Here is a 26473-nt window from a genome sequence, read left to right as displayed (position 1 = left end):
GTTACGTCTCGTAACGTCCATGAAGCGGCATCACGTCAGCAGTCACGTCGGAGGATCGCATGTCCCAAGCCGTCATAGGTAGCCGGGGAGCGCCCGCCGGGGCGGAAACCCGCCACCGGGCAGGCCCGCTCGGCCGACTTGCGGGCTGGAGCTTCCGGCGCAGGGGGACGACCGTCCTGCTCTGGCTGGTCGCGCTCGGCGTCGCGTTCGGGCTGGCCTCGGCGTTCGGCGGCAAGTACAGCGCCGACTACTCCGCGCCCGGCTCGGACTCCAAGACCGCCCAGCTGCTGCTGGTCCGCGACTTCCCGACCGAGTCCGGTGAGACGATCAGCGCCGTGGTGCACGCCGCCGACCCGATCACCACGCCCGCGATCCGCTCCCAGGTCGAGGGCCTGCTCGGGCAGCTGGCCACCGTCGCGCATGTCCGGAGCGTCCAGAGCCCGTACGCCGTGCCCGGCTCCATCTCGGCGGACGGCCGTACGGGTATGGCCACGCTGCGCCTGGACGTGGGCAACCCGTCCGACATGCCCAAGGCGGACACCCAGCACCTGCTGGACATCGCCGCGCGGTCGGGCGGCGGGGTACAGGTGCACCTCGGCGGTGTCACGGTGCAGCAGGCCGAAATGGGGTCGATCGGGTCCGAGGGCATCGGGATGGCCGCCGCCGCGCTGATCCTGCTGCTGACCTTCGGTTCCGTGGTGGCGGCCGGTCTGCCGCTGCTCACGGCCGTCGCCGGACTGGCGGTGAGCAGCATCCTGCTGCCAGTGCTCGCCACGATCATGCCGCTGCCGGACTGGTCCACCTCGCTCGCCGCCATGATGGGCATCGGCGTGGGCATCGACTACGTGCTGCTGCTCGTCACCCGCTACCGCGAGTGGCGGGCGGAGGGGCTGGAGCCGGAGGCCGCGACGGTCGCCACCCTCGACACCGCCGGACGGTCCGTGCTGGTGGCCGGGCTCACCGTGGTGATCAGCATGCTCGGGCTGTTCGCGATGGGGCTGTCCTTCATGCGTGGGGCCGCGTTCGCCGCGATCCTCTCCGTCCTGGTCGTCCTGGTCGCGTCCGGAACGCTCTTCCCCGCCCTGCTCGGGTACCTCGGCCGCCACATCGACCGGCTCCGGCTGCCCCTCCCACGGCGCGGCGCGCAGCGGCCCGCCAACGAGATCAGCCCCGGCTGGCTCCGCTGGAGCAGGCTGGTCGAGCGGCACCGGATCGTCGCGGCCGTCATCGGCGTGGTCGTCCTGCTGGCGCTGGCCGTGCCGTTCCTGGGCGTCCGGTACGGCTTCCCCGACGCGGGCAACGACCCGGCGGGCCGGTCCAACCGTCAGGCGTACGACAGTGTGACGGCGGGCTTCGGCCCCGGCAGCAACGGCCCGCTGCTGCTGGTCGCCGAGCTGGCCGCTCCCGCCGACCGCGCGGCGCTGCCCGGGCTGAGCGCGGTGCTGTCCGCCCTGCCCGACGTCGCGGCCGTCACCCCGGCGCGGCTCGACGCGGCCGGGACGGCGGCGGTACTGACCGTCGTCCCCAAGTCCGGCCCGCAGAGCACCGCCACCGAGGACCTGGTCCGGGACCTGCGGGACCGGGTCATCCCCGGCGCCGTCGCCGGCCATGGTCTGCAGGTGCACGTCGGCGGACTCACCGCCGCCTCCATCGACAGTACGGACAACATCGTCAGCCGGATCCCGCTGCTGGTCGGGGGCGTGGTCGCGGTCTCGATGCTGCTCCTCCTGGTGGCGTTCCGCAGCCTCGCCGTCGCGCTCAAGGCGGCCGCGATGAACCTGCTCTCCGTCGGGGCGGCGTACGGAGTGGTCGCGCTCGTCCTGCAGGGCGGGGCCGCCGGGCGGCTGATCGGGATCGACAACCCGACCCCGCTGCCGGCCTTCGTCCCGGTGCTCACCTTCGCCGTGCTGTTCGGCCTGTCGATGGACTACGAGGTGTTCCTGGTCAGCCGGATGCGCGAGGCGTGGCTCGCCTCCCGCGACAACGGCAGCGCGATCGTCGGCGGCCTGGCCACCACCGCCCGGGTGATCACTGCGGCGGCGGCCATCATGGTCTCGGTCTTCGCGGCCTTCGTGCCGGCTCCCGACATACCGATCAAGCTGATCGGGGTGGGGATGGCCTCGGCGATCCTGATCGACGCGACGCTCGTCCGCATGCTGCTGGTACCGGCCGTGATGCACCTGCTGGGCAGCCGCAACTGGTGGCTCCCGGCCTGGCTCGACCGCGCGCTCCCGCAGCTGCACATCGAGGGCCACCCCGAGCACTACCGGCCCGCTACGGCAGACTGATTCCGAGCTGTCCGACCGAGAGAGGTATCCCCATGGCACTGACCACACTTGACGAGCGCACCGCGCTGGTCCTGATCGACCTGCAGAACGGCATCGTCGGCGGACCCGTCACCCCGCACTCCGCCGCACAGGTGATCGACCGCTCGGTCGAGCTCGCCGACACCTTCCGTGCCCACGGCGCCCCGGTCGTCCTGGTCCGGGTCTCCTTCGCCGCCGACGACGCCGACCTGGTGCCCGGTCGTAACGAGACTCCCGGTCCCGCCTGGACCCCGCCCGCCGGGTGGGACCAGATCATCGACCAGCTCGCCGGGCACGACGGCGACATCATGGTGACCAAGCGCAACTGGGGGGCGTTCTACGGCACCGACCTCGACCTGCAGCTGCGCCGCCGGGGCGTCACACAGATCGTGCTGGCCGGTATCGCCACCAGCATCGGCGTCGAGTCCACCGCCCGCGCCGCCCACGAACACGGCTACCACATCACCATCGCGACCGACGCCGTCTCCGACCGTGACGCCGAGGCCCACCGCAACAGCGTCGAGCGGATCTTCCCCCGGCTGAGCGAGAGCGGCACGACGGCGGAGATCGTCGAACTGTTCACCAAGACCCGGCCGTCGTCCGGCCCGGCTTCATGACCCTGCGCTGACCTGGCGCTGATCTTGCGCTGACGGTTCCCGGGTGCCTGGGTGGTGCTGCGGCTCGCGGTGGCACATCAGGAACCACCCCGGCTGCTACCCCGGGGCGGACTCTGACGTGTGGTCAGGGTCGGCCCAGGGGTAGCAGCCGGGGTGGTGGGGGAGTGCTGGTAGCTCCCCGTCAGCTGAGGCCGAGTCGGGAGGCGGGGGACAGGCGGGCCGGGTGGGTCCGAGTGCAGACGGAGGGGCCCGGTGCGCGGAGTTCGCGCACCGGGCCCCTCCGTCTTCGCCCCGGGACGCCCCTGTCCGACGCCCGGAGCGCCGCGATAGTGGCTATTCGGAGGGAGGAGGTGGTTCGGGTTCGGTAGAGCCGGTTCGGCTTAGTACCAGTGGTGCGTCTGCCAGAACGCCCAGGCGGCGTTCGGGCTGCCGTAGCGCTCGTCCATGTACTTCAGGCCCCACTTGATCTGGGTGGCGGGGTTGGTCTTCCAGTCCGCGCCGGCCGAGGCCATCTTGGAGCCCGGCAGGGCCTGGACCAGGCCGTAGGCGCCGGAGGAGCCGTTGGTGGCGGTGGTGTTCCAGCTGCTCTCGTGCGAGACGATCTGCTTGAACGACGCCAGCTGGTTGGCGGGGACGATCTGCGCTGCGAGAGCCTGCGCGGAGGAGGCCGGGGTGGCCGCGCTGGCGATGCTGGGGGCGACGACGCTGCCGAGGGTGGCGATACCGGCGACGGAGGCGAGCAGGGCGGCCGAGGTACGCAGACGGGTGGAGAAAATGCGCATGGGGAAGTTGATCCTCAATCGGTTGGCTGCGCTTCCACCCACGGGAGATCCGTACGGCCGGACAGGGGCTCGTGCGGTCGGGGTGAGGCGCGGGGACCCGCTGTGAGCGGGGCCTGGCGAACGAGAACCGCAGCGGGACAGGTGCTGCGGTCTCTGGCGACTCCGCAATTGTTAGCGGGCCCGATGACAGCCGCCAAGACCCCCTTGGTACGACGCCGCGTAGTAGCCGGCCCGGACGATCACCTGCCCGGAACCCGCCCCGACTACCCGTTGCCCGGTACCTCAAACCACCGCTTTTCGGCACCTTCTAAGCCCGGGTTCACCCCACTGACCTGCACGAATCGTCCGCTACACCCTCAAACCTGCCGAACCGCCGTTTCTGGCCCGCCGCTGGCACCCGCCGCCCCGTCCCGGTTGGGCGGACGATCAACTATCCGACTCCGTACTCCCCCGGAGCCTGTGAGGACCCTCACCCGCCAGCCGTCCTAAATGTCCGATTTATGTGGCGCGGACCATGCGTCGAGCCGCGCCCACGGAGTGTGCAGGCGGGATCGGGCCGCCCGGATCCTCACGTAGCGTAGTCACCTCCGAGCTGCACGTGTCGCCCTCCTCGCCTAGCGTCGGAGCAGTGCTCGAACAGACCGAGTGCCTGCTTCGGCGTGTCGGCCGATTCCGGCCCGATGGCTCAGGCGCGCCTTGGCGCACTGGGGCACGGCACCCTGTGGGATACGGATCCTTCGTCGGGTGCCCCGTCCGCTCGATGGAGACATGTGGTGGTGAACCCGACGGGATCGCGTCCGCCGGACCAGGCCTCCTGGCGGGCGGTGGGTGCCGACTCGCGCCGCGCGGTCCGGCTGTCCGAGCTGATGGCCGGCTGGCCCGGTGCCGAGCATCGGGGCCGGGACGTCGGCGTGGTCGACTGCACGCACGACAGCCGACAGGTCCGCCCGGGCTGGCTGTTCTGCGCCCTCTCCGGGGCTCACTTCGACGGCCACGACTACGCGGAGACCGCCGTTCGGGCCGGTGCCCGCGCTCTGCTGGTGCAGCACTTCCTGGATCTCGACGTGCCGCAGCTGCGAGTGCCGAACGTACGCTGGGCCATCGGTCCGGTGGCTGCGGTTCTGCACGGCCGTCCGGCGGACGGGCTGTCGATCGCCGGTTTGACCGGCACCAACGGCAAGACCACTGTGAGCTACCTGCTGCACTCCGCGTTCGTCGCGGCCGGCTGGCCTGCGGCGCGGCTGGGCACGGTGGAGACGCGGATCGGCCGGCACCGGTGGACGTCGCCGCTGACCACGCTGGAGGCGACCGAACTCCAACGCGCCTTCGTCCGGATGCGGCGGGAAGGGGTGCGGGCCGTGGCGATGGAGGTGTCCTCCCACGCGCTCGACCAGCACCGCGTGGGCGGGGTCACCTTCGACGTCGCGGTCTTCACCAACCTGGAGGCCGAGCACCTCGACTACCACGGCACGATGGAGCAGTACTACTACGCCAAGTCGCTGCTGTTCACCCCCGAGCGCTGCCGACAGGCGCTCGTGTGCGTCGACGACGAATGGGGTGTCCGGCTCGCGCACCAGAGCAGGGTTCCCACGACCACGTTCGGTCGCACCGACCGGGCGCAGGTCCGCATCACGGACACGACCAGCGACCTGAACGGCACGCGCATCCGGCTGGAGGACGCGGCCGGGTCCGTCGAGCTGTCGGCGCCCGTCGTGGGTGCCTGCCACGCGACCAACGTTGCCGCCGCGTATCTCGCCGCGCGGGCGCTGGGAGTGCCGGCGGAGGCGGCGGCCACCGGGATCGCGACCTGCGAACCCATTCCCGGGCGGTCCGAGCTGGTGGATGTCGGCCAGCCGTTTCTCGTGGTTGTCGACTACGCGCACACGCCCGGCGCACTCAGAGCTCAGATAGAAACCGCTCGCCGGCTGGTCGAACGAGGCGGCCAGGTGCATCTGGTCGTCGGCTGCCGTGGTGGCCGGGACCGCCACAAGCGCCCCGACGCCGGACGGGCCGCGATGGCCGCCGACACCGTCATCCTCACCAGCGACAGCCCAGGCGACGAAGACCGGCAGGGGATCGTCTCCCAGATGCTCGCCGGCATGCTGGAACGCCCGGACCGGGAGGTGGTCGTCGAGCTCGACCGGGCCGCCGCGATCGGCTCGGCCGTGGCGGTGGCCAGGCCCGGCGACGTCGTGCTCATCCTCGGACGAGGGCATGAGACGACGCAGTCCGTGGCCGGGCGGGCCGTTCCGTTCGACGACCGGGAGCAGGCCCGGGCCGTCCTCACGGCCCGTGGCTGGGCCGACGGCGGCAGCACCGGGACCCCCGTGCGGAGAAAGGCCGAACGCCTCCGGCTCGGGGTGGTGAAGTGCCACCCGGCGCACGGCGCGACCGGGAACGTCCCCAGCGGGGTCCTGGGCTTTGCCGACGAGGGCCCGCCGTACGGGGCACTGTCGCCGTAGCCGACCGGCAGCCCGTCCCGCCTCGAACCACGGCCCCCATTCCACCCAGGATCCGCTTTCACGAACTCGAGGTCATCGGCGTGTCGGGCAAACCTCTGTCACCTGAGCCCCGGATGACCGGTGACGGCTCTCGCTTCCGCCGGTGGCAGGGCGCGCTCCGGCCGGAACTGACGATGGCGGTGGGCACCACCCTGTCCAGGCTGACCGGGCTGGGGCGGGTCTTCGCCCTGTCGTACGCCCTCGGCATCACCCCGCTGGCGGACGCCTACAACCTCGCCAACACGACGCCCAACATGGTCTACGACCTGGTCCTGGGCGGAGTGCTGTCCGCCACACTCGTCCCGGTCTTCGTCGCACGACTGCAACGGAAGCAGGACCGGGCCCCGGACGACGGACCGGACGACGAGGGATGGGCCGGTGTCTCCGCCGTGGTGACCGTCTGCCTGGTCGCCCTGGTCCTCGCCGCAGCCCTCGTGGCGGCTTCGGCCGGGCCGCTGATGCGCGGTTACACCCTGGTCGCTCCGGCGGAGACGGCAGGCGCCGAGAGCAGCGTGGCGGTGCGGCTGCTGCGGCTGTTCGCTCCGCAGGTGCTGCTCTACGGTGTCGTCGCACTGGGTACGGCCGTGCTGAACAGCCTGCGCCGGTTCGCGCTGGCGGCGTTCGCTCCGATCGCCAACAACCTGGTGCTCATCGCGGTCCTGCTCGCACTGTCGGGAACCCTGCGGCACACCTCGACCGGCCAGGCGCTCGCCGATCCGGCGCTGCTCGCCGTGCTCGGGTTGGGCACCACCGCCGGTGTCGTCGCCCAGGCGCTGGTCGTGGTGCTCGGGGTGCGCCGGTCCGGAGCGCGGCTGCGCTGGCGCTGGGAGCCGCGCCACCCGGCCGTCCGGCAGGTGGCCGGGCTGTCCGGGTGGACCTTCGCCATGGTCGCCGCGAACCAGGCGACGCTCTTCGTGGTGCTGCTGCTCGCCAACAGCCGACCCGGCGGGGTGAGCGCCTACACCTACGCGTACACGTTCTTCCAGGTGCCTTTCGGTGTGGTGGCGGTGTCCATCACCGGCGCGCGGCAGCCCTCCTGGTCGGCCCACTGGGCCGCCGGCCGGGTCCGGGACCTGCGTACGGGGGTGGCCGCCGGACTGCGCCTGCTCATCCTCCTCATGGTGCCGATCGCCGCCGTGCTGGCCGCACTGGCGGATCCGATCGTCCGCCTCCTGCTCGGGCACGGCGCGACCGGCGCGGCCGGGGCGGCCGTCACCGGCCAGGTGCTGGCCCTGCTCGCCCTGGGCCTGCCGGGGTTCTCGGCCTACCTCTACTTCGTCCGGGTCTTCCAGGCGATGCAGGACCTGCGCTCGGCCTTCGGGCTGTACGTGCTGAACAACGGGCTCACGGTGCTCCTGGCGACGGCCCTGTACCGTCCGGCGGGCGTCCAGGGCATCGCCGCCGCCGTCTCCGTGGGCTACACGGCCGCCGCCGTGGCCGCCGCCGCCGTCCTCCGCCGACGGCTCGGCCCGGCAGGCGACGAGCCGCCGATGCTGGGAGCGCTGACCCGGGCGGTGGCGACCAGCCTGCCGACCGGTGTGCTGGCCTGGCTGAAGGTGCGTTCGATGGCGCCCGTGACCGGTACGGGGGCGGTGCTGCCGCTCCTCGCGGGCCTGACGGTTGCCGCTGCGGCGCTGCCCGTCTGTCTGAGCATGGCGGCGCTGGCGCCGGTCGCCCCGCCTCAGCTCCGGCGCAGCCGGCGCAACGCCCGCCCGCCCAGGAAGGGGGCGAGGTAGCGGGCGGTTGCGGCGGGCACATGCCGGCCGAGGCCTGCCACTCGTAGCTCCCGCAGTACGTCCCGCACCCGTTCGGGCTGACCGGCCAGCAGGAAGGCCAGGGCGAAACGCAGGTGGTGCCAGGTCACCACCTGGGCGAAGGCGGCCGCAGTCAGTGTGGTGCAGACGCGTTCCCGGCTCAGCATCGTGAGCATCCTGCGGTACAGGCGCGGCAGGTCCTTGCTGTAGCCCGTCGGTTCGTCGCGGTAGACCACCAGCGGTACGTCGAGCTTGACGGCTGTGCCCAACTTGGCGCACCTCAGCCACAGATCCCAGTCCTCGGCGCCGTCCAGCGCGGGATCGAATCCGCCACAGGCCGCCAGGACGTCTGCGCGTACCAGGACGGTGGAGGTCTGGAAGCGGTTGAGCACCAGGAGCTCCCGGTAGCTCAGCAGGGTCTCCGGCGGGTCGGTCACGGCCGGGGGAGCCGCGACCCCGGCGGGCTCGGCCCGCAGCCAGTCGCCGGCCAGCAGTACCGCCGCCGGATGCCGCTCCCACGCGGCCAGCTGCCGCGCCAGCTTGCCCGGCAGCCAGACGTCGTCCGCGTCGAGAAACGCCACCCAGGGCTGGGAGGCCTCCCGGATCCCGGCATTCCGCGCCGCCGAGGGCCCTTGGTTGTCCTGCTCGAGCAGCAGCACGTCCGGGAACGACGCGGCCACTCCGGCTGTGCCGTCCCGCGATCCGTCGTCGACGACGATCACCTGGGCCGGCCGGGGGACCTGCCGGAGCGCCGAGGCCACCGCCGCGCCCAAGGTCCGCTCCGCATCGTAGGCGGCGATCACCACGCTCACGGGCGCCGAACCGTCCGCCATCCCGCACCTCTTCTCGTCTCCGCGTTCGGGGGCGTCGCAGACCCACCGCCGGTGTCCCCGGCATCGTCCCAGGCCGGGCGGTGGCAGGTGGTCAGGCAGGGCGTGTGCCGCCTTCGGTGCACCCCCATGGCCCCATCCCGTGTGGCGGAACGCGCCGCCGGGCCGTCCGAGCGCTAGCGTCTGGCCGGAGCCCAGGCCCTGTCTGACAATTCCCGCCGGGCGCACGACGCGCCCCCAGCCTTCGGCCGGGAGGTACCCCCAGCCATCCCGCCTGGACGCACCGGCGGATCGGCCACGTACGACCGAGTACGAGGCCGATCCGCCGGCACGCCCAGCCGGGCGCCGTGGGGGTACCTCCCGGCCGAAGGCTGGGGGAGTTGCGCGCTGATCCGACGGGAATTGTCAGACAGGGCCCAGCCGGGACACACCTGTCGACGGATCGGAGCCGCCGTGGTCCCCATGACCCTGCAGGAGATCGCCGAGACCGTACGGGGAACCCTGTACCGAGTGCCCGATCCGGGAGCGGTGGTCGACCGGCCGGCGGTCGTCGACTCCCGGCTGGCCGAACCCGGTTCGCTCTTCGTCGCACTGCCCGGCGAGCGCACCGACGGCCACCTCTTCGCGGCCGCCGCCGTCGGTGCCGGCGCGGTCGCGGTACTGGCGTCGCGGCCGGTGGACGGTCCGGCGATCATCGTCCGGGACGTGCTGGAGGCGCTGGCCGAGCTCGCGCGCGCCGTGCTGGCCAGGCTGGATTTACCGACGGTGATCGCACTGACCGGTTCGGCCGGGAAGACCAGTACCAAGGACCTGCTCGCCCAGGTACTGCGGACCATGGACACGACCGTCGCCACACCGCTGTCCTTCAACAACGAGATCGGCCTGCCGCTGACCGTCCTGCACACCGATGTCGGCACCCGCCACCTGCTGCTGGAGATGGGCGCCAGCCGGGCCGGGCACATCGCGCATCTGACGGGCATCGCCGCGCCGGCCGTCGGTCTGGTGATCAACGTCGGCACGGCCCACCTCGGTGAGTTCGGCGGCAGCAAGGAGGCCATCGCCGCCGCGAAGGGTGAACTGGTCGAGGCCCTCCCTCCGGACGGCCTGGCGGTCCTCAACGCCGACGATCCGTACGTCATGTCGATGGCGTCCAGGAGCCTCGCCCCGGTGCTGACCTTCGGCCGCCTGGGAGGTGAGATCCGTGCCACCGGCATCGCGCTGGACGAGGCCGGACGACCGTCCTTCACCCTGACCTGGCAGGGCGCGGGTGCCCGGGTGAGGCTCGGCATGTACGGGGAGCACCACGTGGCCAACGCCACCGCTGCCGCCGCCGTCGCGCTCGGGCTCGGTGCCGGTCTCGGCCAGGTCGCCGAAGCGCTCAGTGCGGCCCGGCAGTTGACGCCGGGTCGGATGGAGGTCGGTGAGCGCCCGGACGGTGTGACGGTCGTCAACGACGCCTTCAACGCCAACCCCGATTCGATGGCCGTGGCCCTGCGGGCGCTGGCGGCGATGGCCGGGGGCCGGCGGCGGGTGGTCGCCGTACTGGGCGAGATGCGGGAACTGGGCCCGGAGTCCGGGTCCCACCACGTGGAGCTGGGCCGCCGGGTGGCGGCGACCGGTGTCACGGACCTGATCGCGGTCGGCGGCGCCGAGGCCGCGCTGATGCACGGTCAGGCCTTGCTGGCCGGCGTGACCAGCACGCTGGTGGCCGACCGGGACGCGGCCCTCGAACTCCTGCGGGACTACCTGGAGCCGGGAGACCTGGTGCTGGTCAAGGGATCGCACAGCACCGGACTCGAGGACACCGCGAGGCGCCTCACCAACCCCGACGCCGCCGCGCGGGCCGCGACGCGCGCGGCGGTCTCCGGCCGCCGATCGCCGGACGTCTGACGTGCAGCCGGGGGATCAGCGCAGGTCGAGCCACATGGTGACCTCGTCCCGGTCGTCGCCGGGGGCGACCCGGAGGGCCGCCGGCACCCGGCCGACCTCGGTGTACCCGCAGCGGCCGTAGAACTTCTCCAGGCCGAGCCCGCCGCGCAGGGTCAGCCGCAGGGCGCTCAGGCCCCAGCCCCGGGCGATCCGCTCGGCCTCGCCCATCAACTCCGCGCCGTAGCCCCGGCCCTGGAGGTCGGGGTGCACCATGACCAGCTTGAGCAGCCGCCAGTGGTCCATCAGCGGGAAGCGCATGTCCTCGAAGATCAGCATCCCGGCCAGCCGCCCGCTTCCCACCTCGCGGGCGATCAGCAGCCGGTCCGGACAGCCGGGCCCGAGGCCCGCGAAGTGCTTCTCGGCGGCGGCCCGCGCCTGGTCCACCGTCACCGGCGGGACGAAGCCGACGGCGCCGCCGGCGTTGCTGGCGTCCGTCCAGAGCCGGATGAACTCCTCGCGGAGTCCGAGATCGAGCGGGGGGTGCAGGGCGAAAGTTAGCGTCATGGGCAAAGAGGCTATCTGCCTATTACTTCGGTGGCAACGACGAGCGGGCCCATGGCGGAGAGCTGCGGGTTCACTCCCCGCCGGTACGTCAGGGGAGTGCCGGGGCGCCGCTACCCCCGTGGAGGGCGACGGCGGCGCCCGCCCGACCACGTCGAGCCTGAACCTGACGCCGGGAACGACGGCGGCCAACCTGACGCTGGTTCCGGTCGGCAGCGACGGCTGCATCGACATCTACAACTCCAGCGGCGGCACCGACGTCGTCGCGGACCTCCAGGGTTACTTCGTCTGACCGGCGTATCTGACCGGCGTACCCGCGCACAGCCGTCTGGGCCCGACCGTGCATCCTCGGTCGGGCCCAGACGCGTACAGCGGGCGGAGCAAGCGGAACTGACGACTCGTCAGATCAGTAGTTCGGCAGTTTGCGGAGCAGGTGGCGGCGGTCGATGATCTCTCGGGTGTAGACCTTCTCGTTCCAGTCGGCCGGCTCGACGGGTTCCAGTGCGATCGAGACGGCGCCCTCGTCGCAGCCCAGGTTCTCGCGCAGGGTTTCGGTGAGCGCGGCTACCAGCCTGGCCTCCTGTTCGTCGGTGACCGGGGTCGGGAAGTACTTGATGTTCACGTGGGGCATGGTGGTGGCCTGCTTTCGGTGTCAGGGGGTCGGGGGGTGGATGCTGCGCACCAGGGCGTCGACGCCCGGGTCGCGCAGCATGCTGTAGTGGTCGGCGTCGAGTTCGATGATCCGGGGTTCCTCGGCGGAGTACCCGCTGCTGTTCTCGATGAACGAGTAGTCGTCGCCTCGGGCCTTGACGACCGTCACCGGGGCGTTGACCCGACGGGTCCTCAACTCGGTGAAGTTGTACGTGAATTCGTAGGTCTGCCGGACCACGTCGATGATCCTGGTGGCCAGTACGGGGTCCAGGTCGAAGCTCTGCACGATGTGGGCGACGAAGCTCTCCTCGTCCACGGTGGCCCGCAGGCACTCGTCCAGCCCGGGGCCGGTGATGCTGCCCGCGAACACCGAGTAGAGGATCGTGACGAAGGCCGGACAGGAGAAGGACCACCGGCCGCCGGCCTCCACCAGGGCGCCCGGCTCGGGGAGTTGGAGCGTCGGCGACCCCGGGGCGATCAGGACCAGCTGCTCCACCCGCTCGCCGGACCGCTCCAGCAGGTGGGCCGCCTCGAAGGCTACCCGGGCGCCGAAGGAGTAGCCGTAGAGCGTGTAGGGGCCGTGCGGCTGGACCTCCCTGATGGCCTGGACGTCCGCCGCGGCCATGTCCGCGATGGTGAGGTAGGGCTTCTCGCCCTCGTTGATCCCGTGGGCCTGGACGCCGTAGAACGGGCGCTCGTCGTCCAGCCGCCTGGCCAGCGGCCGCAGGTTCATCAGGTAGCCGCCGAGGCCGGGCCAGCAGTAGCGGGGCGCGCCGGTCCGGCCGGCGCCGAGCGGCACCAGCCGGGAGGCGGGGCCGCTGCGCTCACCGTCGACCCGGCAGGCCAACTCCTCGATGGTCGGGGCCTCGAAGATGACCTGGAGCGGCAGGGCGCAGTCGAACTCCTGGTTGATCCGGTTGACGAGCCCGACCGCGATCAGTGAGTTGCCGCCGGACTCGAAGAAGTCGTCCTGTACGGAGGCCGTTTCACGCTTCATCGCGGCCCGCCACAGTTCGCGGATCCGGCACTCGGTGAACGTCCTGGGCGCGACGAAGGGCCGGTCGGTGGGTGAGACGTCCGTCTCGGGGGACGCCTCCAGCGCCTTGAGGTCGATCTTCCCGTTGGCGGTGAGCGGCAGCCGGTCCATGACCACGACCCGGTTGGGCACCATGAAGTCGGGCAGCAGGTTGACCAGGTCTACCTTGATCATCTCGGCCGGGCCCTGCATGTGGACGCTGTCCTCGTACATGCCTTCGTGCGCGAGCTGTTCCTCGCTCACCCGGCCGCCGACGAAGAAGTACGACGGGCCGTTCGGCCGGCCGGCGGCCGTCCGGACGGCCTCCATCCGCTTGGCCGCAGGCAGGTCGTTCCCGGTCCTGGAGCTGTAGCCCGCAGCCATCAGCCCGAACCGGGCGTCGTTCATCTGGAGCCGTTGCAGCTCCCGCCCGAGGTCCAGGTACGCCCGCCAGTCCTCGTCGGTCCTGCTCACCACCGTGATGCCGAGCGCGGAGCGGTCGTAGACCTGCTGGTTGATGGCGATGACATGGCGCTTGAGGACCAGCTCGTCGGAGATCCACTCCAGCGCTCCGCCGGCGTACCGGTACTGGCCGGCCGCCAGGCCGGACACGCCGCCCGGGTGGAGCTGGACGTACACGTCGACCGGGACGTCGGGCTTCGCCTCCCGGTAGGGGACCAGCTCGAACGCGCCGAGGTAGTAGTCCTCGTCGGCACAGTCCAGGTGCCTCATCTCGCCGGGGGTGTACGGGCTGGGGCTGACGTCCAGTCCGTAGCCGGGCAGCACCTGCTCCAGCAGGCCGACCATGTGGCCGGCCTCGATCTCCAGTACCTCCTGGAGGTTGTTGCGGTAGACGGACGCGATCGCCCGCTTCCTGCCCACGAAGTGGAAGCGCACCCCGGCGTCGTGGGACGGCGCCCGCTCGTCGATCAGGACGAGTTGGTGGTGCACCGGGTGGTAGTAGTAGTAACCCGGTGCCAGGCTGCTGGTCCCGCCGGTCCCGCCGACCGCGTCGGTTGCGTCGGTTGTGCCGATCCCGCCGGTCTCCAGGTACAGCTGCGTCGCGTAGAGCGAACCCGGTGAGGCGTAGCCGTACTTGGGCAGCAGCCGCTCCTCGCTCGGGTACTGGCCGAGGTAGCGGAGGATCTCGCCGAGTTCGGCCAGGCCGAGGCTCTCCGGGGGGCGGGAGCTGTGGCCGGTGGTGCGGGTGCCGAGCAGGTCGAGGAGGTCGGCGGGCTGGATCCCGCCGCCTTCGTAGAACCGGTAGCTCTTGCGGGCGAACACCCGGCGCCGCTGCTCGGCGGTGGGTGTGCGGCCGGGCAGCTGGACCACCGGGCGGCCGTCGAGTTCACCGGCGTCCCGGCAGCCCCCGCCGGCGAGTTGGGCCCGCACCTGGAGCCTGCTCTCCTTCGAGACGTGGTGCGAGCCGTGGTGGCCCTGGTCCATCAACGCGGCTTCGCGCGGGCTCAGTTCGACGCAGGCGATGACGTTCTGGTAGCCGGTGGCGGGGTCGTCCTTGACCAGGACGGCGGCGTTCTTGACCCAGTCGTGGCTCTCGATCGCCAGCCTGATCTCGTCCAACTCGACCCGGAAGCCGCGCAGTTTGACCTGCCGGTCGACCCGGCCGGCGAACTGGACGCTGGCGTCGGAGTTCCGGTAGGCCAGGTCGCCGGTCCGGTACAGCCTGGAGTGCGCCGGGTCGGTGGCGAACGGGTTGGCGGCGAACCGCTCCGAGGTCAGGTCCTCCCGGTGCAGGTAACCCCGGGAGACCTGGACGCCACTGATCCAGAGCTCGCCGACCTCGCCGAGCGCCACCGGCGACCTGTCCTCGTCCAGGATGTGGAACGCGGTGCCGTCCACCGGGGTGCCGATCGAGATCGCCTGCGGCCCGTCGCCGACGCTCTCCGGATCCACCGTGCAGGCCGAGGCGTTGATCGTGCACTCGGTCGGCCCGTAGAGGTTGACGAGCTCGCACGTCGGCAGAGTGGCCAGGAACTGCGCGGCGAGCTGCCTCGGCAGGGCCTCGCCGCCGCAGAACACCTGGGTGAGCGAGGCGCACTCCGCCAGCCGGTCGGTGTCCAGGAGCGCGCGCAGGAGCGTCGGAACGCACTGGAGGGTGGTCACGCCGTGTCGGCGGATCGTGTCGACCAGGCGCTCCGGATCCCGGTACACGCCGGGTGCGCCGATCACGATCCGGCTGCCACGGCAGGGCGCGAGGATCTCCCACTGCGCCGCGTCGAAGCTCATCGGCGTCTTCTGCAGGACCGTGCTCCCCGGCCCCAGGCCGTACGCCGTGGTGAGCCAGCGCATCTGGTGGACGATGCTGCGGTGTTCGATCATCACGCCCTTGGGCCGGCCGGTGCTGCCCGAGGTGTAGATCACGTACGCGAGGTCGGACGGCTGCGGACCGGTCGGTCGGGTGTGGGCAGGCTGCCGGGTGGCGCTGTCGGTCACCTCCGCCAGGGTGACGATCCGCGTGCCGGCGGGAGCGAGCTCGGCCAGGCGGTCCCGGAGCGGCTCGTCCGTCAGGATCACCGCCGAGCGGGAGTCCTCGATCATGTAGCGCAGGCGCTCGTCGGGGTACCCCGGTGACAGCGGGAGGTAGGCGCCGCCGGCGAAGAGTACCGCCCAGACGCCCACCGGCAGCGTGAGCGAGGGATCCAGGAAGACGCCGACGCAGTCGTCGGCGCGGATCCCGAGGCCGCGCAGCCGGGAGGCGAGGTCCAACGCCCCGTCCGCGAGTTCGCGATAGGTCAGCGTCTCGTTCCCGCACTCCACCGCGACTTCGTCAGGTCGGTTGTGCACCTGCTCCACGAACAGGTCCGTGAGGCATGTTCCGTCGGGATACGCCTGCCTCGCCGTGTCTGGATTCCCGGCGACCAGGATTTCCATTGTGGCCCCCCATTCGAATGGAGCTCAACTGTCAGGACGGTGGAAACTATGAGTTCAAGCCGAGGTTTTGGCAAGAGCTTTCGGTGGATGGCTCGTTCCGCTCGCCGGCAAGCTTCCCCATTTCCTGACAAAAGCGACAGTGGCGGGCCATCGGCTGCCTTTGCAAGGCTCTGCCCGGCCATTTATGACATGGCCACATCCGGCGATTGCTGCGCTCCAAGGGGCCATCATGTGGGGTTGGATGCACCGATTGGTCCGTTATGAACCCCTGGATTGTGTGCACTGCGCTAACCCGAATCATCGCGGCCGTGGCGGGTCCGGCGAGCGGGCGGCAGAGTACTGGCATGAGCGGGGACCCGATTGCCGTCGATTACCGCCGACTGCCGCAGAATATCGATGCTCTCGGAAGGCGGCATTGTCGAATGCACTTCTGGGCGGCTGCCGGTGTGCGCTGAGACGTATGTGGAGACGTGTGCGGAGATGCGCACGGAGACGCGCACCGAGACGCTCGTAGAGGCGTGCACGCGGAGCTGCGTAAAAGTCGGAGCAGCGCATTCGGCGAGAAGCACGGCACCAGCCAGACCTTCGAGCACCACTGAGCCCCGAGGAAAGAGCGATGACCAACCAACTGGCCGCGAGGGTGGCCACCTCGTTCGAGGACCTGGTCGGCAACACCCCCCTGCTCCGGCTGACGCTGGACGGCCTACCGCCGGCCGCCACGGTCCTGGCGAAGCTGGAGGCCGCCAACCCGCTGTCCAGCATCAAGGACCGGGCCGCCCTGTTCATGGTCCGGGCGGCCGAGGAGTCCGGTGAGCTGACCCCCGGCGCCACCGTCATCGAGGCCACCTCCGGCAACACCGGTATCGCGCTGGCGGCGCTGGCGGCGGCGCGCAGGCATCCGTGCCTGATCGTGCTGCCCGAGAACGCCTCCCGCGAGCGGATCCTGACGCTGCGGATGCTCGGCGCCGAGGTCGAGTTCACCGACCCCGCGCTCGGCTTCGCGGGCTGCGTAGCGCGGGCCGAGCAGCTGGCGGCCGCCACCCCGGGATCCTGGTACGCACGGCAGCACGAGAACCCCGCCAACGTCCGGGCCCACTACGAGTCCACCGGTCCGGAGATCTGGCGGGACACCGAGGGCCGGGTGGACGTCCTGGTCTGCGGGGTGGGCACCGGCGGCACGATCACCGGCATCGCCCACTACCTGCGCGAGCGGAACCCCGCGCTGCACGTGGTCGCCGTCGAACCCGAGGGCTCGCCGCTGCTCTCCGGCGGCTGTGCCGGACCGCACCGGATCCCCGGCCTCAACGGCGGCTTCATCAGCCCGGTCACCGACGTCGGCTGCATCGACGAGGTGATCGCGGTGTCCGACGCCGACGCCGCCGCGACCACCCGCACCCTGGCGGCCACCACCGGCCTGCTGGTCGGCGTCTCGGCGGGCGCCGCCGCGTACGGCTGCGTCGAACTCGCCCGCCGCCGCGACCTGTCGGGTGCGACGGTCGTCACCGTCTTCCCGGACAGCGGCGAGCGCTACCTCAGCTGGTGGCCCGTCGAGGAGGGGGAGGGCGCGTGAACTTCCGGGAGCTGCACCGCAATCTCAAGCTGCGCATCGGCGTCGGCTTCTTCCAGCGGTTCTTCGACATCATGCTCGTCCCGCTGATGGTCATTCACTTCGCCCATCTCTACGGTGCGGCGACCGCAGGTCTGATGACCCTGCTGGTCGCGGCCGCCACCGTGCTGTGCAACCTGGTCGGCGGACACCTCTCTGATGTCTACGGCCGTCGGCGGGTGCTGCTGCTCGGCGAGATCGGCGTCGGCCTGTCGTACGCCGGGCTCGCCCTGGTCAACTCGCCGCTCCTGCACTCCGGTCCGGCGACGTATCTGCTGTACCTGAGCGCCACCTGCATGGCGGGCATCGCGCTGCCCGCCAACGAGGCGATGATCGTGGACGTCTCCACACCGGAGTCGCGGACCACCGTCTACACGATCAACTACTGGGTGGTGAACGTCGCCTTCATGCTCGGTTCGCTGGTCGGCGGCCTCCTCTACGGCGGCTACTTCTTCCAGCTGCTGGCAGGGGCGGCGGTCGCGACCCTCGGCATCTTCCTGGTGACCTGGTTCGCGCTCGCCGAGACCGCTCCGCCCGAGGCGGCACAGAACCCGCGCGGCGTGAAGTCGGCCCTGGTCGGGTATGTGTCGGTGGCCCGCGACCGGGTGTTCCTGCGGCTGATCCTCGCGGCGCTGCTGGTCTGGTGCGTCGAGGTGCAGATCTCGTCGTCCATCGCGGTCCGGCTCGGCTCGCACTTCCCCGCGCAGCGGCTGCTGAGCATCGGCTCCTGGACCGTGCACGTCGACGGCGTCAACGTGCTCGGCATCCTGCGGGCCGTCAACACCCTGCTGGTAGTGTGCTGCGCGCTCTGGATCGGCCGGCTGCTCGGCCGGTTTGATCAGCAACTGCGCATGGTGGTAGGCGTGGTGGTCTTCACCCTCGGCTACATGGTCTGGGCGGTCAGCAGCAACGCCTGGGTGCTGATCGTGGCGGCCTTCGTGGTCACCTTCGGCGAGATCACCTCCCTGCCGGTCAACCAGGCGCTGCTCGCCGATCTGGTGCCCGCCGACTCCCGGACCAAGTACATGGCCGCGTACGGGCTGCACGTCCGGCTCGGCTACCTGGTCGGGTCGCTCTCGGTGATCCTCTCCGCCGTCGTGCCCAGCTGGGTGATGGCCGTGCTCTTCGCGGCCTTCGGCGCCGGCGCGATCCACCTCTACCGATTCCTGTTCCGGGTCCAGCAGGACCGGGCGGCCCAGGCGGCGGCTCAGGTGGTCGGCGCCGACGTGAAGACCGGGGTGGCCGCGTGAGAGGCCACGGGCCGCTGCCCCGGCTTCGCGGCGCCGTGCGCGGTGTGGTGCGCGGCGGCCTGGAGACGCTGGACGTCATCGTGGCCCGCGACCCCTCGGTCGGCCGGCGCAGCGAGGCCCTGCTGCACCCGACCGCGCTGGTGCTGGCGGGCCACCGGGTGGGCAACGCGCTGTACCGAAGCGGCTGTTACCGCTCGGCCCGGACGGTCTCCATGATCGCCAAAGTCGTCACCGGCGGGGTCGAGATCCACCCCGGCGCGCAGATCGGGCGGCGCTTCTTCATCGACCACGGCGGCGGGACGGTGATCGGCGAGACCGCCGTGATCGGGGACGACGTGTCGCTGTTCCACCAGGTCACACTGGGCTCCCTCGGCTGGTGGAACGACCGCCGCCGCGAGCCGGGCGAGCGCCGCCACCCCCGGCTCGGCAACGGCGTCACGGTGGGAGCCGCCGCCACCCTGCTCGGACCGATCACCATCGGCGACGACGCGCTGATCGGTGCCACGGCCCTGGTGATGACCGATGTACCCAAGGGCGGACGGGCGCTGGCCCCGCAAGCCGTCCTCGACCACGAGATGCCCACCGCCCCCGAGACGTACGAGCAGACGTACGAGATGCCCACCGCCGCAGAAGGGAATGGCGCGCAGTGACAGAGAACAGCGCAGTGACGACGAGTGGTTCAGCAGTCGGGAACAACCGCCTCCTGATGGTCCAGCCGTACAGCCAGTTCGTGGCGAAGGCGGCGGAAATCGGCTTCGAGGTCTGGTCGATCTGGGATCCGACGCTGCAGCCCGCCTCGTACCTGGCGCAGGTGGCGCAGCACGTCAAGGAGATGCTGTACGTCGACTTCAAGGACGAGCCGGCGCTGCGCCGCCTGGTCCGGGAGACCGCCCTCGCCCACGACGTGGCGTACGTACTGCACTTGGGCGAGGAGGCGACCATGTTGCCGGTCGCCGAGGAGGCCGAGGCGCTCGGGCTCGCGGTCAATCCGCCGGATGCGATCCGCCGGCTCAACGACAAGGCGGCGCTGCGTGAGCTGCTGTCCGAGCACGGGTTGTCCCCGGTGCGTTCGGCCGTGGCGGCCGACCCGTCCGAAGTCGCCGGAGTACTCGAGAAGTTCGGACTCCCGGCGGTGGTGAAGCCGACCCGGCTGCAGGGCAGCGCTGCGGTGCGACTGCTCCTCGGTCCGGAGGAACTCGACAGCTGGCAGGCCGAGTTGGCTCGATTCGACTACCAAGGTCCGGTGCTGGTCGAGGAGTTCCTGGAAGGTCCAGAGTTCAGCGTCGAGACGCTCAGCAACGGCGGGCGGCACCAGCTCGTCGGCATCACCGCCAAGCGCAAGACGCCCGCGCCCGCCTTCGTGGAGACCGGCCATGTCTTCCCGGCGCCGCTGCCCGAGCAGGACGTGGCGGCCATCGGCGAGTTGGTCACCGCCGTACTCGACGCGGCCGGTTATCAGTTCGGCCCGGCGCACACCGAGCTGATCCTCACTGCGTCCGGCCCCCGGATCGTGGAGTCCCAGGCCCGCTTCGGCGGTGACCGGATCCCGGCGCTGATCAGGATCGCCACCGGCTTCGACATCGAGGGCGCGGTCTTCGACCAGCTCGCCGGGCAGACCGTCACCCCGACCCAGGCCACGCGGGTCGGGGCGATCTCCTTCTTCGAGTTCCGCCCGGGCCCGATCACCCGGATCGACGGCCTGGAGCAGGTCGCCGCGCTCCCCTACGTGTACGACGTGAAGTTCCCTTTCGCGAAAGGGGACTTGCTCCCGCACACCCGTCACTCGGCCAGTCGGCACGGCAGCGTGATCATCGAGGCGGAGTCGGCGCAGGAGGCGGACCGGCTGGTGGCCGAGGCGAAGGCACTGCTCCGGGTGGAGACCGGCTCGGAGCTGCTGAACGCGGTCAACGCGGCCCCCGCAGGGCCGATGCACCCCGAGCGGACGCTGCTGCTGATCGGCCACCTCACCGAGCCGGTACGGATCGCCAAGCAGCTCGGGCTGAACGTGATCCTCGTCCAGCACAAGGACAAGTTCGAGCCCGAGCAGGCCCGGCTCGCCGACGTCACCCTGATCGCCGACTACACCGACTGGTCGGTGATGGAGCCCCTCGCGCGAGCCGCCCACACCATCTGGAACTTCTCCGCCGCGCTCTCGCTGACCGAGCCCGGCCTGGAGATCGCGGGGCGCGTCAACGACCTGTTCGGCCTGGGCGGTACGGGCTACCTGCCTGCCCGGCTGCTGCGCGACAAGCTCGCGATGCGCCGCCACCTGGCCGAGGTGGGCGCGCCCACCGTCGCCGCCGACCCGCTGCGGGACCGCGCGAGCATGACGGCGTTCGGCCGGGCGCACGGGTACCCGTTCGTGGTGAAGCCGACCGACCTGACGGCGGGCTTCGCCATCTTCCAGGTCAGCGGCCCCGAGGACATCGACGCGGTCTGGGAGCGGATCGCCACCGTCCGCCGCGACGGCATGGACCGGGGGAGCACCCTGTACACCGTCGGGGACTTCCTGATGGAGCAGTACATCGACGGCCCCGAGTTCAGCATCGAGGGCTTCAGCTTCGGCGGCCGCCACATCGTGGTCGCGATCACCGAGAAGCTGACCGGCGGCGAGCACTTCGTCGAGCTCGGCCACGCGCAGCCGGCCCGGCTGGACGAGGCCGACGAGGAGCGGATCGTCGACGCGGTCGCCGTCTTCCTGGACGCGATGGGCATCACGGACGGCCCCAGCCACACCGAGCTGCGCCTCAGCTCGCGCGGCCCGCTGATCATCGAGGGCCACAACCGCCTCGGCGGCGACCACATCCCCGACCTGGTCCAGGCCGCCTACGGCCTGGACCTGACCCGCTACGCCCTCGCCTGGCCCTTCGGCCTGGTCGAGCCGCTGGTGGAGCGCCCGAAGCCGGTGGCCGCAGGCGCCGTCCGGGGTGTGATCGCTCCGCCCGGCCGGGTGGCGGAGATCGGCGGCGTCGACGAACTGCGCGCCCACCCGGCCGTCCTGGCCTTCGACCTGGCCGCGCGCAGCGGCTCGGTGATCCGGCCGATGGAGGACAACTGGGACCGGCTCGGCCTGCTCGCCGTCACCGCGCCGGACACGGACGCGGCGGTGCGGCTCTGCGAGGAGCTGATCGACACGGTGCTGACGGTACGGATGGAGGACGGGAGTCGATGAGCATCGTCGTGCTGGACCCGGACGGCCGGTACGCGGCCGACTGCCCCAACTGGCTGGCGGACTCCGGCCGTTCGCTCGTACTGCTGACCGGCCGAGCGGGGGAGTACCCCGGTTTCTCGGCGGTCCGTGTGGTGCGGCGGTACGCCGAGTCGGCCGCCGTGGAGACCACGGTGCTGGACCTCGCCCGCCAGGGCGGGGTGTCGGCGGTGGTCGCCCTCGACCCGGCCGACCAGATCAGGGCCGGCGGCCTGCGCGACCACCTCGGCCTGGCCGGGCAGTCGCGCGACACCGCGCTGGCCCTGGCCGACGGCGTGGCGGCCCAGGACCTGCTGGCCCGGGCGGGCGTCCCCGCGACCCGCCGCGAGGAGGTCCGGCGGGTGGCCGACCTGTACTGGTGGGCGCACCAGTGGGGTTACCCGCTCGCGGTGCGCCGCCGCCGGGCGGCCGGTCGGCCGGTGGGCGCCGAACTCGCCGAACTCGCCGAACTCGCCGACGAAGCCGCGCTGCGCGCCTTCGTGGCGGGCGGCTTCCTGCCCGACGACCCGTCGGTGGTGCCGAGCCTGACCGTCGAGCCGCTGACGACCGGCGAACGCCACCACGGACCGGGCCTGGCGGTCACGGACGCGGTGCTGGCGGCGCTGCCGTCCGACCCCGGTCACCCGTACGCCGTCGAGGCGGTCCGCGAGGCCGGCGGCGACTGGCTGGTGCACGGCCTCGGCTACCACCCCGCCGCCCGCCCGGCGCGGGCCCTGGTACGCGCGCAGGCCGGGCTCGACCCCGAGCTGGAGCTGAAGCTGGACGCGGACGCGGACTTGGAGCTGAAGCTGGAGCCGGCCGAGGAGGGCCTGAGATGACCGTGCTCGTTCTGCACCACCGGGGTTCGCTGGTCGGCACCCCCTACGACCAGTGGCTCGCCGACCACGACGGCGACGTTCTGTTGATCACCTCCCGGGAGCATCTGGCCCTGGTGGGCGAGGAGTTGCCCGCCGAAGGCGGTGGCTACGCTCGAACGGCCGCCGTGGACGGCTACGAGACCAGCGGTGAGCTGGAGGAACTGGCGTTGGCGCTCGCGCGCGAGCACGAGATCCGGTACGTCGTCGCGTGCCAGGAGCGGGACCTCGAACGCGCGGCCGAGCTGCGGGACATCCTCGGGCTGCCCGGCCAGCGGATGGACACCGTCCTCCCGTACCGCGACAAGGTGGTGATGAAGCGCCGGGCGCTCGCCGCCGGGCTGCGGGTGGCCCCGTACCGGGAGATCGAGTGCGCCACGGAGCTGGTCGGCTTCGCCGAGGAGCACGGCTTCCCGGTGGTGCTCAAGCCCCGGGACAGCGCCGGCTCGGTGGGCCTGCGGATCCTCGAGTCGCGCGCGGACCTGGACGACTACCTCGCCGACGGCTTCGACCTCTACGGGCCGTACCAGCCGAACCTGATGGCCGAGGCCTTCGTGCACGGCTCGATGTGCCATGTGGACGGGCTGGTCGTGGACGGGCGGGTGGTGCTGTCCTGGCCCTCGCAGTACCAGTACACGCTGGCGTCCTTCGCCACCGACACCGGCCCCCGGCTGGACCTCACCCTCGATGTCGGCGATCCGCTCGCGCAGCGGTTGCTGGCGTTCACCGAGCAGGCATTGGGGGCACTCTCTGGCCCGGAGCACTTCGCCTTCCACGCGGAGTTCTTCCACACCCCCGAGGACGAGTTGGTGCTGTGCGAGATCGCCTGCCGCACGGGTGGGGCCGCCATCCGCGACATCGTCCGTACGCTGTTCGGCGTCGACCCCAGCGAGTCCTGGGTACGGGCCCAGCTGGGGCTGCCGCTGCCGGAGTGGCTCGGCCGGACCGGCCCCGAAAAACTGACGCCACGTCAGATGTCGGGCCAGTTGGTGCTGATGAAGCGTCCCGGCCGGGTGGTGGCGATCCCCGAGGTGCCGCCGGCCTTCCCGTGGATCGAGAAGTACCAGGTGTTCGTCGGGCCGGGGCAGACCATGAAGGCCGCCGCCTTCTCGTCGGACTTCCTGCTCACAGCGCTGGTCTCCGGAGCGGACCAGGCCGAGTGCCGGGCGCGGCTGCAGGTGCTGGAGGAGTGGTTCCTGGGCGAGCTGGTGCTGGAGCCGCTCGGCGGCAACGGCTGAGCGGCGGCGCCCGTACCCGTGGTGGGGCCGGTCCTCACCACGGGTACGGCAAGTTTTCTGGTCGGCAGCCTATTTGGTGGCCATCAGCAGGTACTCGTGCGAGCGGTTGGTCCGCATCGGGTCGTCGCCGCTCGCCGGCCGGTCGTAGAGGTGGATGCGTTCGTCGCCGAGCGTGAGGTGCCGCCCGAGCACCCGGGCGGCGTCCCAGGCGAGCGGCACGAACCGGTCGGCGATGCGGCGGTTCTGCACCGCGATCACCGCGTTGGCGCCCGGGCGCATCGTGAGCGCGATGGCGGCGAACGCTTCGTCCAGTGCACCCAGGTAGTCGTCGTACTCACGCAGCGCGTAGAACTGGCCGTCGGCCATCGCGTCGGTGTCCAGGTTGGTGCCGAAATACGGCAGATCGCACAGCACCAGGTCGACCGACCCGGCCTCCAACGGGGGCTTGCGGGCGTCGCCGCAGTACATCTCCTGCCCGGGGTAGTCCCGCAGCCACCGCCGCGCGTCCTCGGCGCGCTCCGCGTTCACCTCGATGCCGAACCCACGACGCCCCTCGACCGAGGCCGCCACCAGCGTCGTCCCCCACCCGGCGAACGGGTCGAACACCAGGTCATCTGGCTTGCTCAACTCACGGATCAGCGGCCTGAGTTGGCTCACCAGCCCGGCCTGACCCGCCGCTTCGGCGAGGGCGTGCTCCGGGTCCTCGCCCCCCAGAACCAGCCAGCTGGAAACCCCCATCAGGATCACTCGTCCCTTCCAAGCACCACCGCCGCCGCCGGCAGGCCGCCGCACGGCATCCGGGGCGGATATTACTGAGCCGGCGGCCCCGGGGTTGCTGCGTACGGGGGCTAAGGCCCAGCTCGCGGGGGGTGCGGGCGGGTAGAAAGGGACTCCGGATATGTCAACTCGCGGCGTGCCGAGCGGACCGAGGAGCGAGGTGAGTCCCGTTGCCGGAGGTCACTGCGTGTGCTGTCCGAGCCCCCGGAGGGCCGGGCTCAGGGGGTCTGGCCGTAGCAGCGCTCGATGTGGAGTTTGAGGACGAGCCGGCGGTCGCGGACCATCGCGGCGCGGTAGTCGTCCCAGTCGGGGTGCTCGCCGTTGATGGCGCGGTAGAGATCGATGAGCTCCTCGACGGTGGCGTCGTCCCGGTCCGCCGCGACCGGGGTGAGTTCGGCGGTGCCTTCCGCCACGGCCCAGGACCAGAAGTCGCCACTCGTCACGTGGAAGCTCGCGCGGGGATCGCGGCGCAGGTTCCTGGCCTTGGCGCGGTCGTCGGTGATGGACACCCGGATGAGTGATCAGGCTTCGTCGTAGGCGTAGTTGACGTTGGAGAGCTGTGGGCGCCCGTCCCGCTTGAGGGTCGCCAGCACGCCACCCTTTCGAGTGGCGAACAGGGCGCGGAGCGCCGCGTCGTCGGTCATCGGGATCTCCTTCTGTTGACGGATCGTCAGTGCATGTCCACCGTACCCATCGGCCGGCGGCCGACCACTCTGCAACGCGTCGACGGTGCCGAGCCGGCCGGGACCAGATTGCCTGAACCGGGCCTGGTCCGGGCCGGTCAACTGTCAGACATCGAACCCGGCGCGGGTGATGTCGAGGCGGGGCCCTACGCTGCATGCGTTCGATTCCGGCCGGCGACGGGTGTGCTCGTCGCCTGCCTCTTCGCCCCAGACGCGGAAAGTAGGGCACTGACAGTGGAAGACCTATCGATTCTGACCCGCCCGGCGCCAGGGCCCGATCTGACGTTGCGCTACGGTGCTGCGGCCGAGCAGGTCGCGGACGTCTGGCTGGGTGGCCCCCTCGCGGCGGGGCGTCCGCTGGCCGTACTGGTTCACGGTGGCTTCTGGCGCCCCGAAATAGACCGTACGCACACCCGTCCGCAGGCCGTCGCGCTGCGCGAGGCGGGGTGGACGGTGGTTTCGGTCGAGTACCGGCGCGTCCCGGGACGGCCCGAACTGTCGCTGGACGATGTCGGCGCGGTCCTCACCGCCGTACCGGAGTTGCTGGCCGCAGCGGTGGGGGACCGCGCCGGGGAGGCGTCGCACAACGGATCAGTGGTGGTCCTCGGACACTCTGCGGGCGGCCAGCTGGCGCTGTGGGCCGCAGCCGTGGTGCCGATTCCCGGGCTGGTGGGCACGATCGCCCTCGCCCCCGTGGCGGACCTGGAACTCGCGTACCGACTGGGCCTGCGCGACGGTGCCGTGGCCGATTTCCTGGGCGGCTCGCCGCAGGGCCGGGGTGACCTGGATCCGGTACGGATGGCCGGCCCGCCGACCCCGGTGGTGATCGTGCACGGGAAGGAGGACGAAATCGTGCCCTTCGAGGTCGGAGATTCCTACGCCGTCGCGCATCCGGCCACTCGGATGGTCCCGATGCCGGGCGTCGGCCACTTCGCGCTGATCGACCCGCTCAGCGAGGCCTGGCACGTGGTGGTCGAGGCGTTGTCGACGTTCGGTGGCTCAGTGCCCGACGCAGCGCGTAGGCAGACCGAGGGCAATTGCTTGACAGTCTCAACTATATAGGCGTACCTTCAAACCAT

Annotated in this window: 19 protein-coding genes and 1 pseudogene; 13 read left to right on the top strand and 7 right to left on the bottom strand. The window is 71.3% G+C overall.

From position 1 onward, the window contains the following. Positions 1-59: 59 nt before the first annotated feature. Both P3T29_RS14980 and P3T29_RS14975 read left to right on the top strand, forming a co-directional pair. Entirely contained in the window at positions 60-2288 is a 2229-nt protein-coding gene (locus tag P3T29_RS14980; protein WP_280716924.1) for an MMPL family transporter, read from the top strand. Positions 2289-2320: 32 nt separating this feature from the next. Further along, a complete protein-coding gene (locus tag P3T29_RS14975; RefSeq protein WP_280716923.1) occupies positions 2321-2923 on the top strand; it encodes a hydrolase in 603 nt (200 codons plus the stop codon). 380 nt (positions 2924-3303) lie between these two features. Here the strand turns inward: P3T29_RS14975 and P3T29_RS14970 are convergent, their stop codons facing one another. Continuing rightward, positions 3304-3705, bottom strand: a complete 402-nt coding sequence (locus P3T29_RS14970; RefSeq protein WP_280716922.1) for a transglycosylase SLT domain-containing protein — start codon at positions 3703-3705, stop codon at positions 3304-3306. 773 nt (positions 3706-4478) lie between these two features. Here P3T29_RS14970 and P3T29_RS14965 point away from each other — a divergent pair. Both P3T29_RS14965 and murJ read left to right on the top strand, forming a co-directional pair. Next, positions 4479-6167, top strand: coding sequence for a UDP-N-acetylmuramoyl-L-alanyl-D-glutamate--2,6-diaminopimelate ligase (locus P3T29_RS14965; protein ID WP_280716921.1), 1689 nt, complete (start codon positions 4479-4481; stop codon positions 6165-6167). 80 nt (positions 6168-6247) lie between these two features. Further along, positions 6248-7942, top strand: a complete 1695-nt coding sequence (murJ, locus tag P3T29_RS14960; RefSeq protein WP_280716920.1) for a murein biosynthesis integral membrane protein MurJ — start codon at positions 6248-6250, stop codon at positions 7940-7942. Here murJ and P3T29_RS14955 read toward each other — a convergent pair. After that, on the bottom strand, positions 7888-8793 hold the full coding sequence (locus P3T29_RS14955) for a glycosyltransferase family A protein (RefSeq protein WP_280716919.1): 906 nt from the start codon (positions 8791-8793) through the stop codon (positions 7888-7890). The genes murJ and P3T29_RS14955 overlap by 55 nt on opposite strands. A gap of 450 nt (positions 8794-9243) precedes the next feature. Here P3T29_RS14955 and murF point away from each other — a divergent pair, with 450 nt between their 5' ends. After that, positions 9244-10680 carry a UDP-N-acetylmuramoyl-tripeptide--D-alanyl-D-alanine ligase gene (murF, locus tag P3T29_RS14950; RefSeq protein WP_280716917.1) on the top strand — a complete coding sequence of 479 codons (1437 nt, stop codon included), beginning with the start codon at positions 9244-9246 and terminating at the stop codon, positions 10678-10680. Between the two features lie 15 nt (positions 10681-10695). Here murF and P3T29_RS14945 read toward each other — a convergent pair whose 3' ends face one another. Beyond that, positions 10696-11223, bottom strand: coding sequence for a GNAT family N-acetyltransferase (locus P3T29_RS14945; protein ID WP_280716916.1), 528 nt, complete (start codon positions 11221-11223; stop codon positions 10696-10698). 118 nt (positions 11224-11341) lie between these two features. On the opposite strand from P3T29_RS14945, the gene P3T29_RS14940 reads away from it, so the two are divergent. Then, positions 11342-11512 (top strand): N-acetylmuramoyl-L-alanine amidase, encoded by a 171-nt coding sequence (locus P3T29_RS14940; protein WP_280716915.1) that lies wholly within the window; start codon positions 11342-11344, stop codon positions 11510-11512. Between the two features lie 114 nt (positions 11513-11626). On the opposite strand, the gene P3T29_RS14935 is transcribed toward P3T29_RS14940, so the two are convergent. Next, on the bottom strand, positions 11627-11851 hold the full coding sequence (locus P3T29_RS14935) for a tautomerase family protein (RefSeq protein WP_280716914.1): 225 nt from the start codon (positions 11849-11851) through the stop codon (positions 11627-11629). Between the two features lie 21 nt (positions 11852-11872). Beyond that, on the bottom strand, positions 11873-15691 hold the full coding sequence (locus tag P3T29_RS14930) for an amino acid adenylation domain-containing protein (protein ID WP_280716913.1): 3819 nt from the start codon (positions 15689-15691) through the stop codon (positions 11873-11875). Positions 15692-16394: 703 nt separating this feature from the next. Here P3T29_RS14930 and P3T29_RS14925 point away from each other — a divergent pair. The 6 genes from P3T29_RS14925 to P3T29_RS14900 are packed head-to-tail and all read left to right on the top strand — an operon-like array spanning position 16395 to position 23934. Next, positions 16395-17348, top strand: a complete 954-nt coding sequence (locus P3T29_RS14925) for a cysteine synthase family protein (RefSeq protein ID WP_280716912.1) — start codon at positions 16395-16397, stop codon at positions 17346-17348. Beyond that, complete coding sequence (locus P3T29_RS14920) at positions 17345-18634, top strand: MFS transporter (RefSeq protein WP_280716911.1); 1290 nt, start codon at positions 17345-17347, stop codon at positions 18632-18634. Before P3T29_RS14925 ends, P3T29_RS14920 begins: the two co-directional genes overlap by 4 nt. After that, positions 18631-19284, top strand: coding sequence for a serine acetyltransferase (locus P3T29_RS14915; RefSeq protein WP_280716910.1), 654 nt, complete (start codon positions 18631-18633; stop codon positions 19282-19284). Before P3T29_RS14920 ends, P3T29_RS14915 begins: the two co-directional genes overlap by 4 nt. Beyond that, positions 19281-21806 (top strand): ATP-grasp domain-containing protein, encoded by a 2526-nt coding sequence (locus tag P3T29_RS14910; protein WP_280716909.1) that lies wholly within the window; start codon positions 19281-19283, stop codon positions 21804-21806. Before P3T29_RS14915 ends, P3T29_RS14910 begins: the two co-directional genes overlap by 4 nt. Then, the gene (locus tag P3T29_RS14905) at positions 21803-22660 is read left to right on the top strand and encodes a hypothetical protein (protein ID WP_280716908.1); all 858 of its coding nucleotides are present in this window, start codon (positions 21803-21805) and stop codon (positions 22658-22660) included. Before P3T29_RS14910 ends, P3T29_RS14905 begins: the two co-directional genes overlap by 4 nt. After that, positions 22657-23934, top strand: a complete 1278-nt coding sequence (locus P3T29_RS14900; protein WP_280716907.1) for a hypothetical protein — start codon at positions 22657-22659, stop codon at positions 23932-23934. The genes P3T29_RS14905 and P3T29_RS14900 overlap by 4 nt, the downstream gene beginning before the upstream one ends. A 69-nt stretch (positions 23935-24003) precedes the next feature. Here P3T29_RS14900 and P3T29_RS14895 read toward each other — a convergent pair whose 3' ends face one another. Then, positions 24004-24672 (bottom strand): DNA methyltransferase, encoded by a 669-nt coding sequence (locus P3T29_RS14895; RefSeq protein WP_280716906.1) that lies wholly within the window; start codon positions 24670-24672, stop codon positions 24004-24006. A gap of 257 nt (positions 24673-24929) precedes the next feature. Beyond that, a pseudogene (locus P3T29_RS14890) lies at positions 24930-25355 on the bottom strand (PPOX class F420-dependent oxidoreductase). A gap of 273 nt (positions 25356-25628) precedes the next feature. Here P3T29_RS14890 and P3T29_RS14885 point away from each other — a divergent pair. Then, positions 25629-26456: an alpha/beta hydrolase gene (locus tag P3T29_RS14885; RefSeq protein ID WP_280716905.1), complete on the top strand. Its 828-nt coding sequence runs from the start codon at positions 25629-25631 to the stop codon at positions 26454-26456. Positions 26457-26473 lie beyond the last annotated feature (17 nt).

Origin of the sequence: Kitasatospora sp. MAP5-34 (assembly GCF_029894335.1) — a bacterium.
Classification (GTDB): domain Bacteria; phylum Actinomycetota; class Actinomycetes; order Streptomycetales; family Streptomycetaceae; genus Kitasatospora.
The sequence above is the reverse complement of the archived record's forward strand: the minus strand, read 5'-3'. Positions and strand labels throughout refer to the sequence as shown.

Excerpts from the sequence above, each read along its gene's own strand:
- P3T29_RS14980 (WP_280716924.1), top strand. The coding sequence starts at position 60 with ATGTCCCAAGCCGTCATAGGTAGCCGGGGAGCGCCCGCCGGGGCGGAA.
- P3T29_RS14975 (WP_280716923.1), top strand. The coding sequence starts at position 2,321 with ATGGCACTGACCACACTTGACGAGCGCACCGCGCTGGTCCTGATCGAC.
- P3T29_RS14970 (WP_280716922.1), bottom strand. The coding sequence starts at position 3,705 with ATGCGCATTTTCTCCACCCGTCTGCGTACCTCGGCCGCCCTGCTCGCC.
- P3T29_RS14955 (WP_280716919.1), bottom strand. The coding sequence starts at position 8,793 with ATGGCGGACGGTTCGGCGCCCGTGAGCGTGGTGATCGCCGCCTACGAT.
- P3T29_RS14945 (WP_280716916.1), bottom strand. The coding sequence starts at position 11,223 with ATGACGCTAACTTTCGCCCTGCACCCCCCGCTCGATCTCGGACTCCGC.
- P3T29_RS14935 (WP_280716914.1), bottom strand. The coding sequence starts at position 11,851 with ATGCCCCACGTGAACATCAAGTACTTCCCGACCCCGGTCACCGACGAA.
- P3T29_RS14925 (WP_280716912.1), top strand. The coding sequence starts at position 16,395 with ATGACCAACCAACTGGCCGCGAGGGTGGCCACCTCGTTCGAGGACCTG.
- P3T29_RS14905 (WP_280716908.1), top strand. The coding sequence starts at position 21,803 with ATGAGCATCGTCGTGCTGGACCCGGACGGCCGGTACGCGGCCGACTGC.
- P3T29_RS14900 (WP_280716907.1), top strand. The coding sequence starts at position 22,657 with ATGACCGTGCTCGTTCTGCACCACCGGGGTTCGCTGGTCGGCACCCCC.
- P3T29_RS14895 (WP_280716906.1), bottom strand. The coding sequence starts at position 24,672 with ATGGGGGTTTCCAGCTGGCTGGTTCTGGGGGGCGAGGACCCGGAGCAC.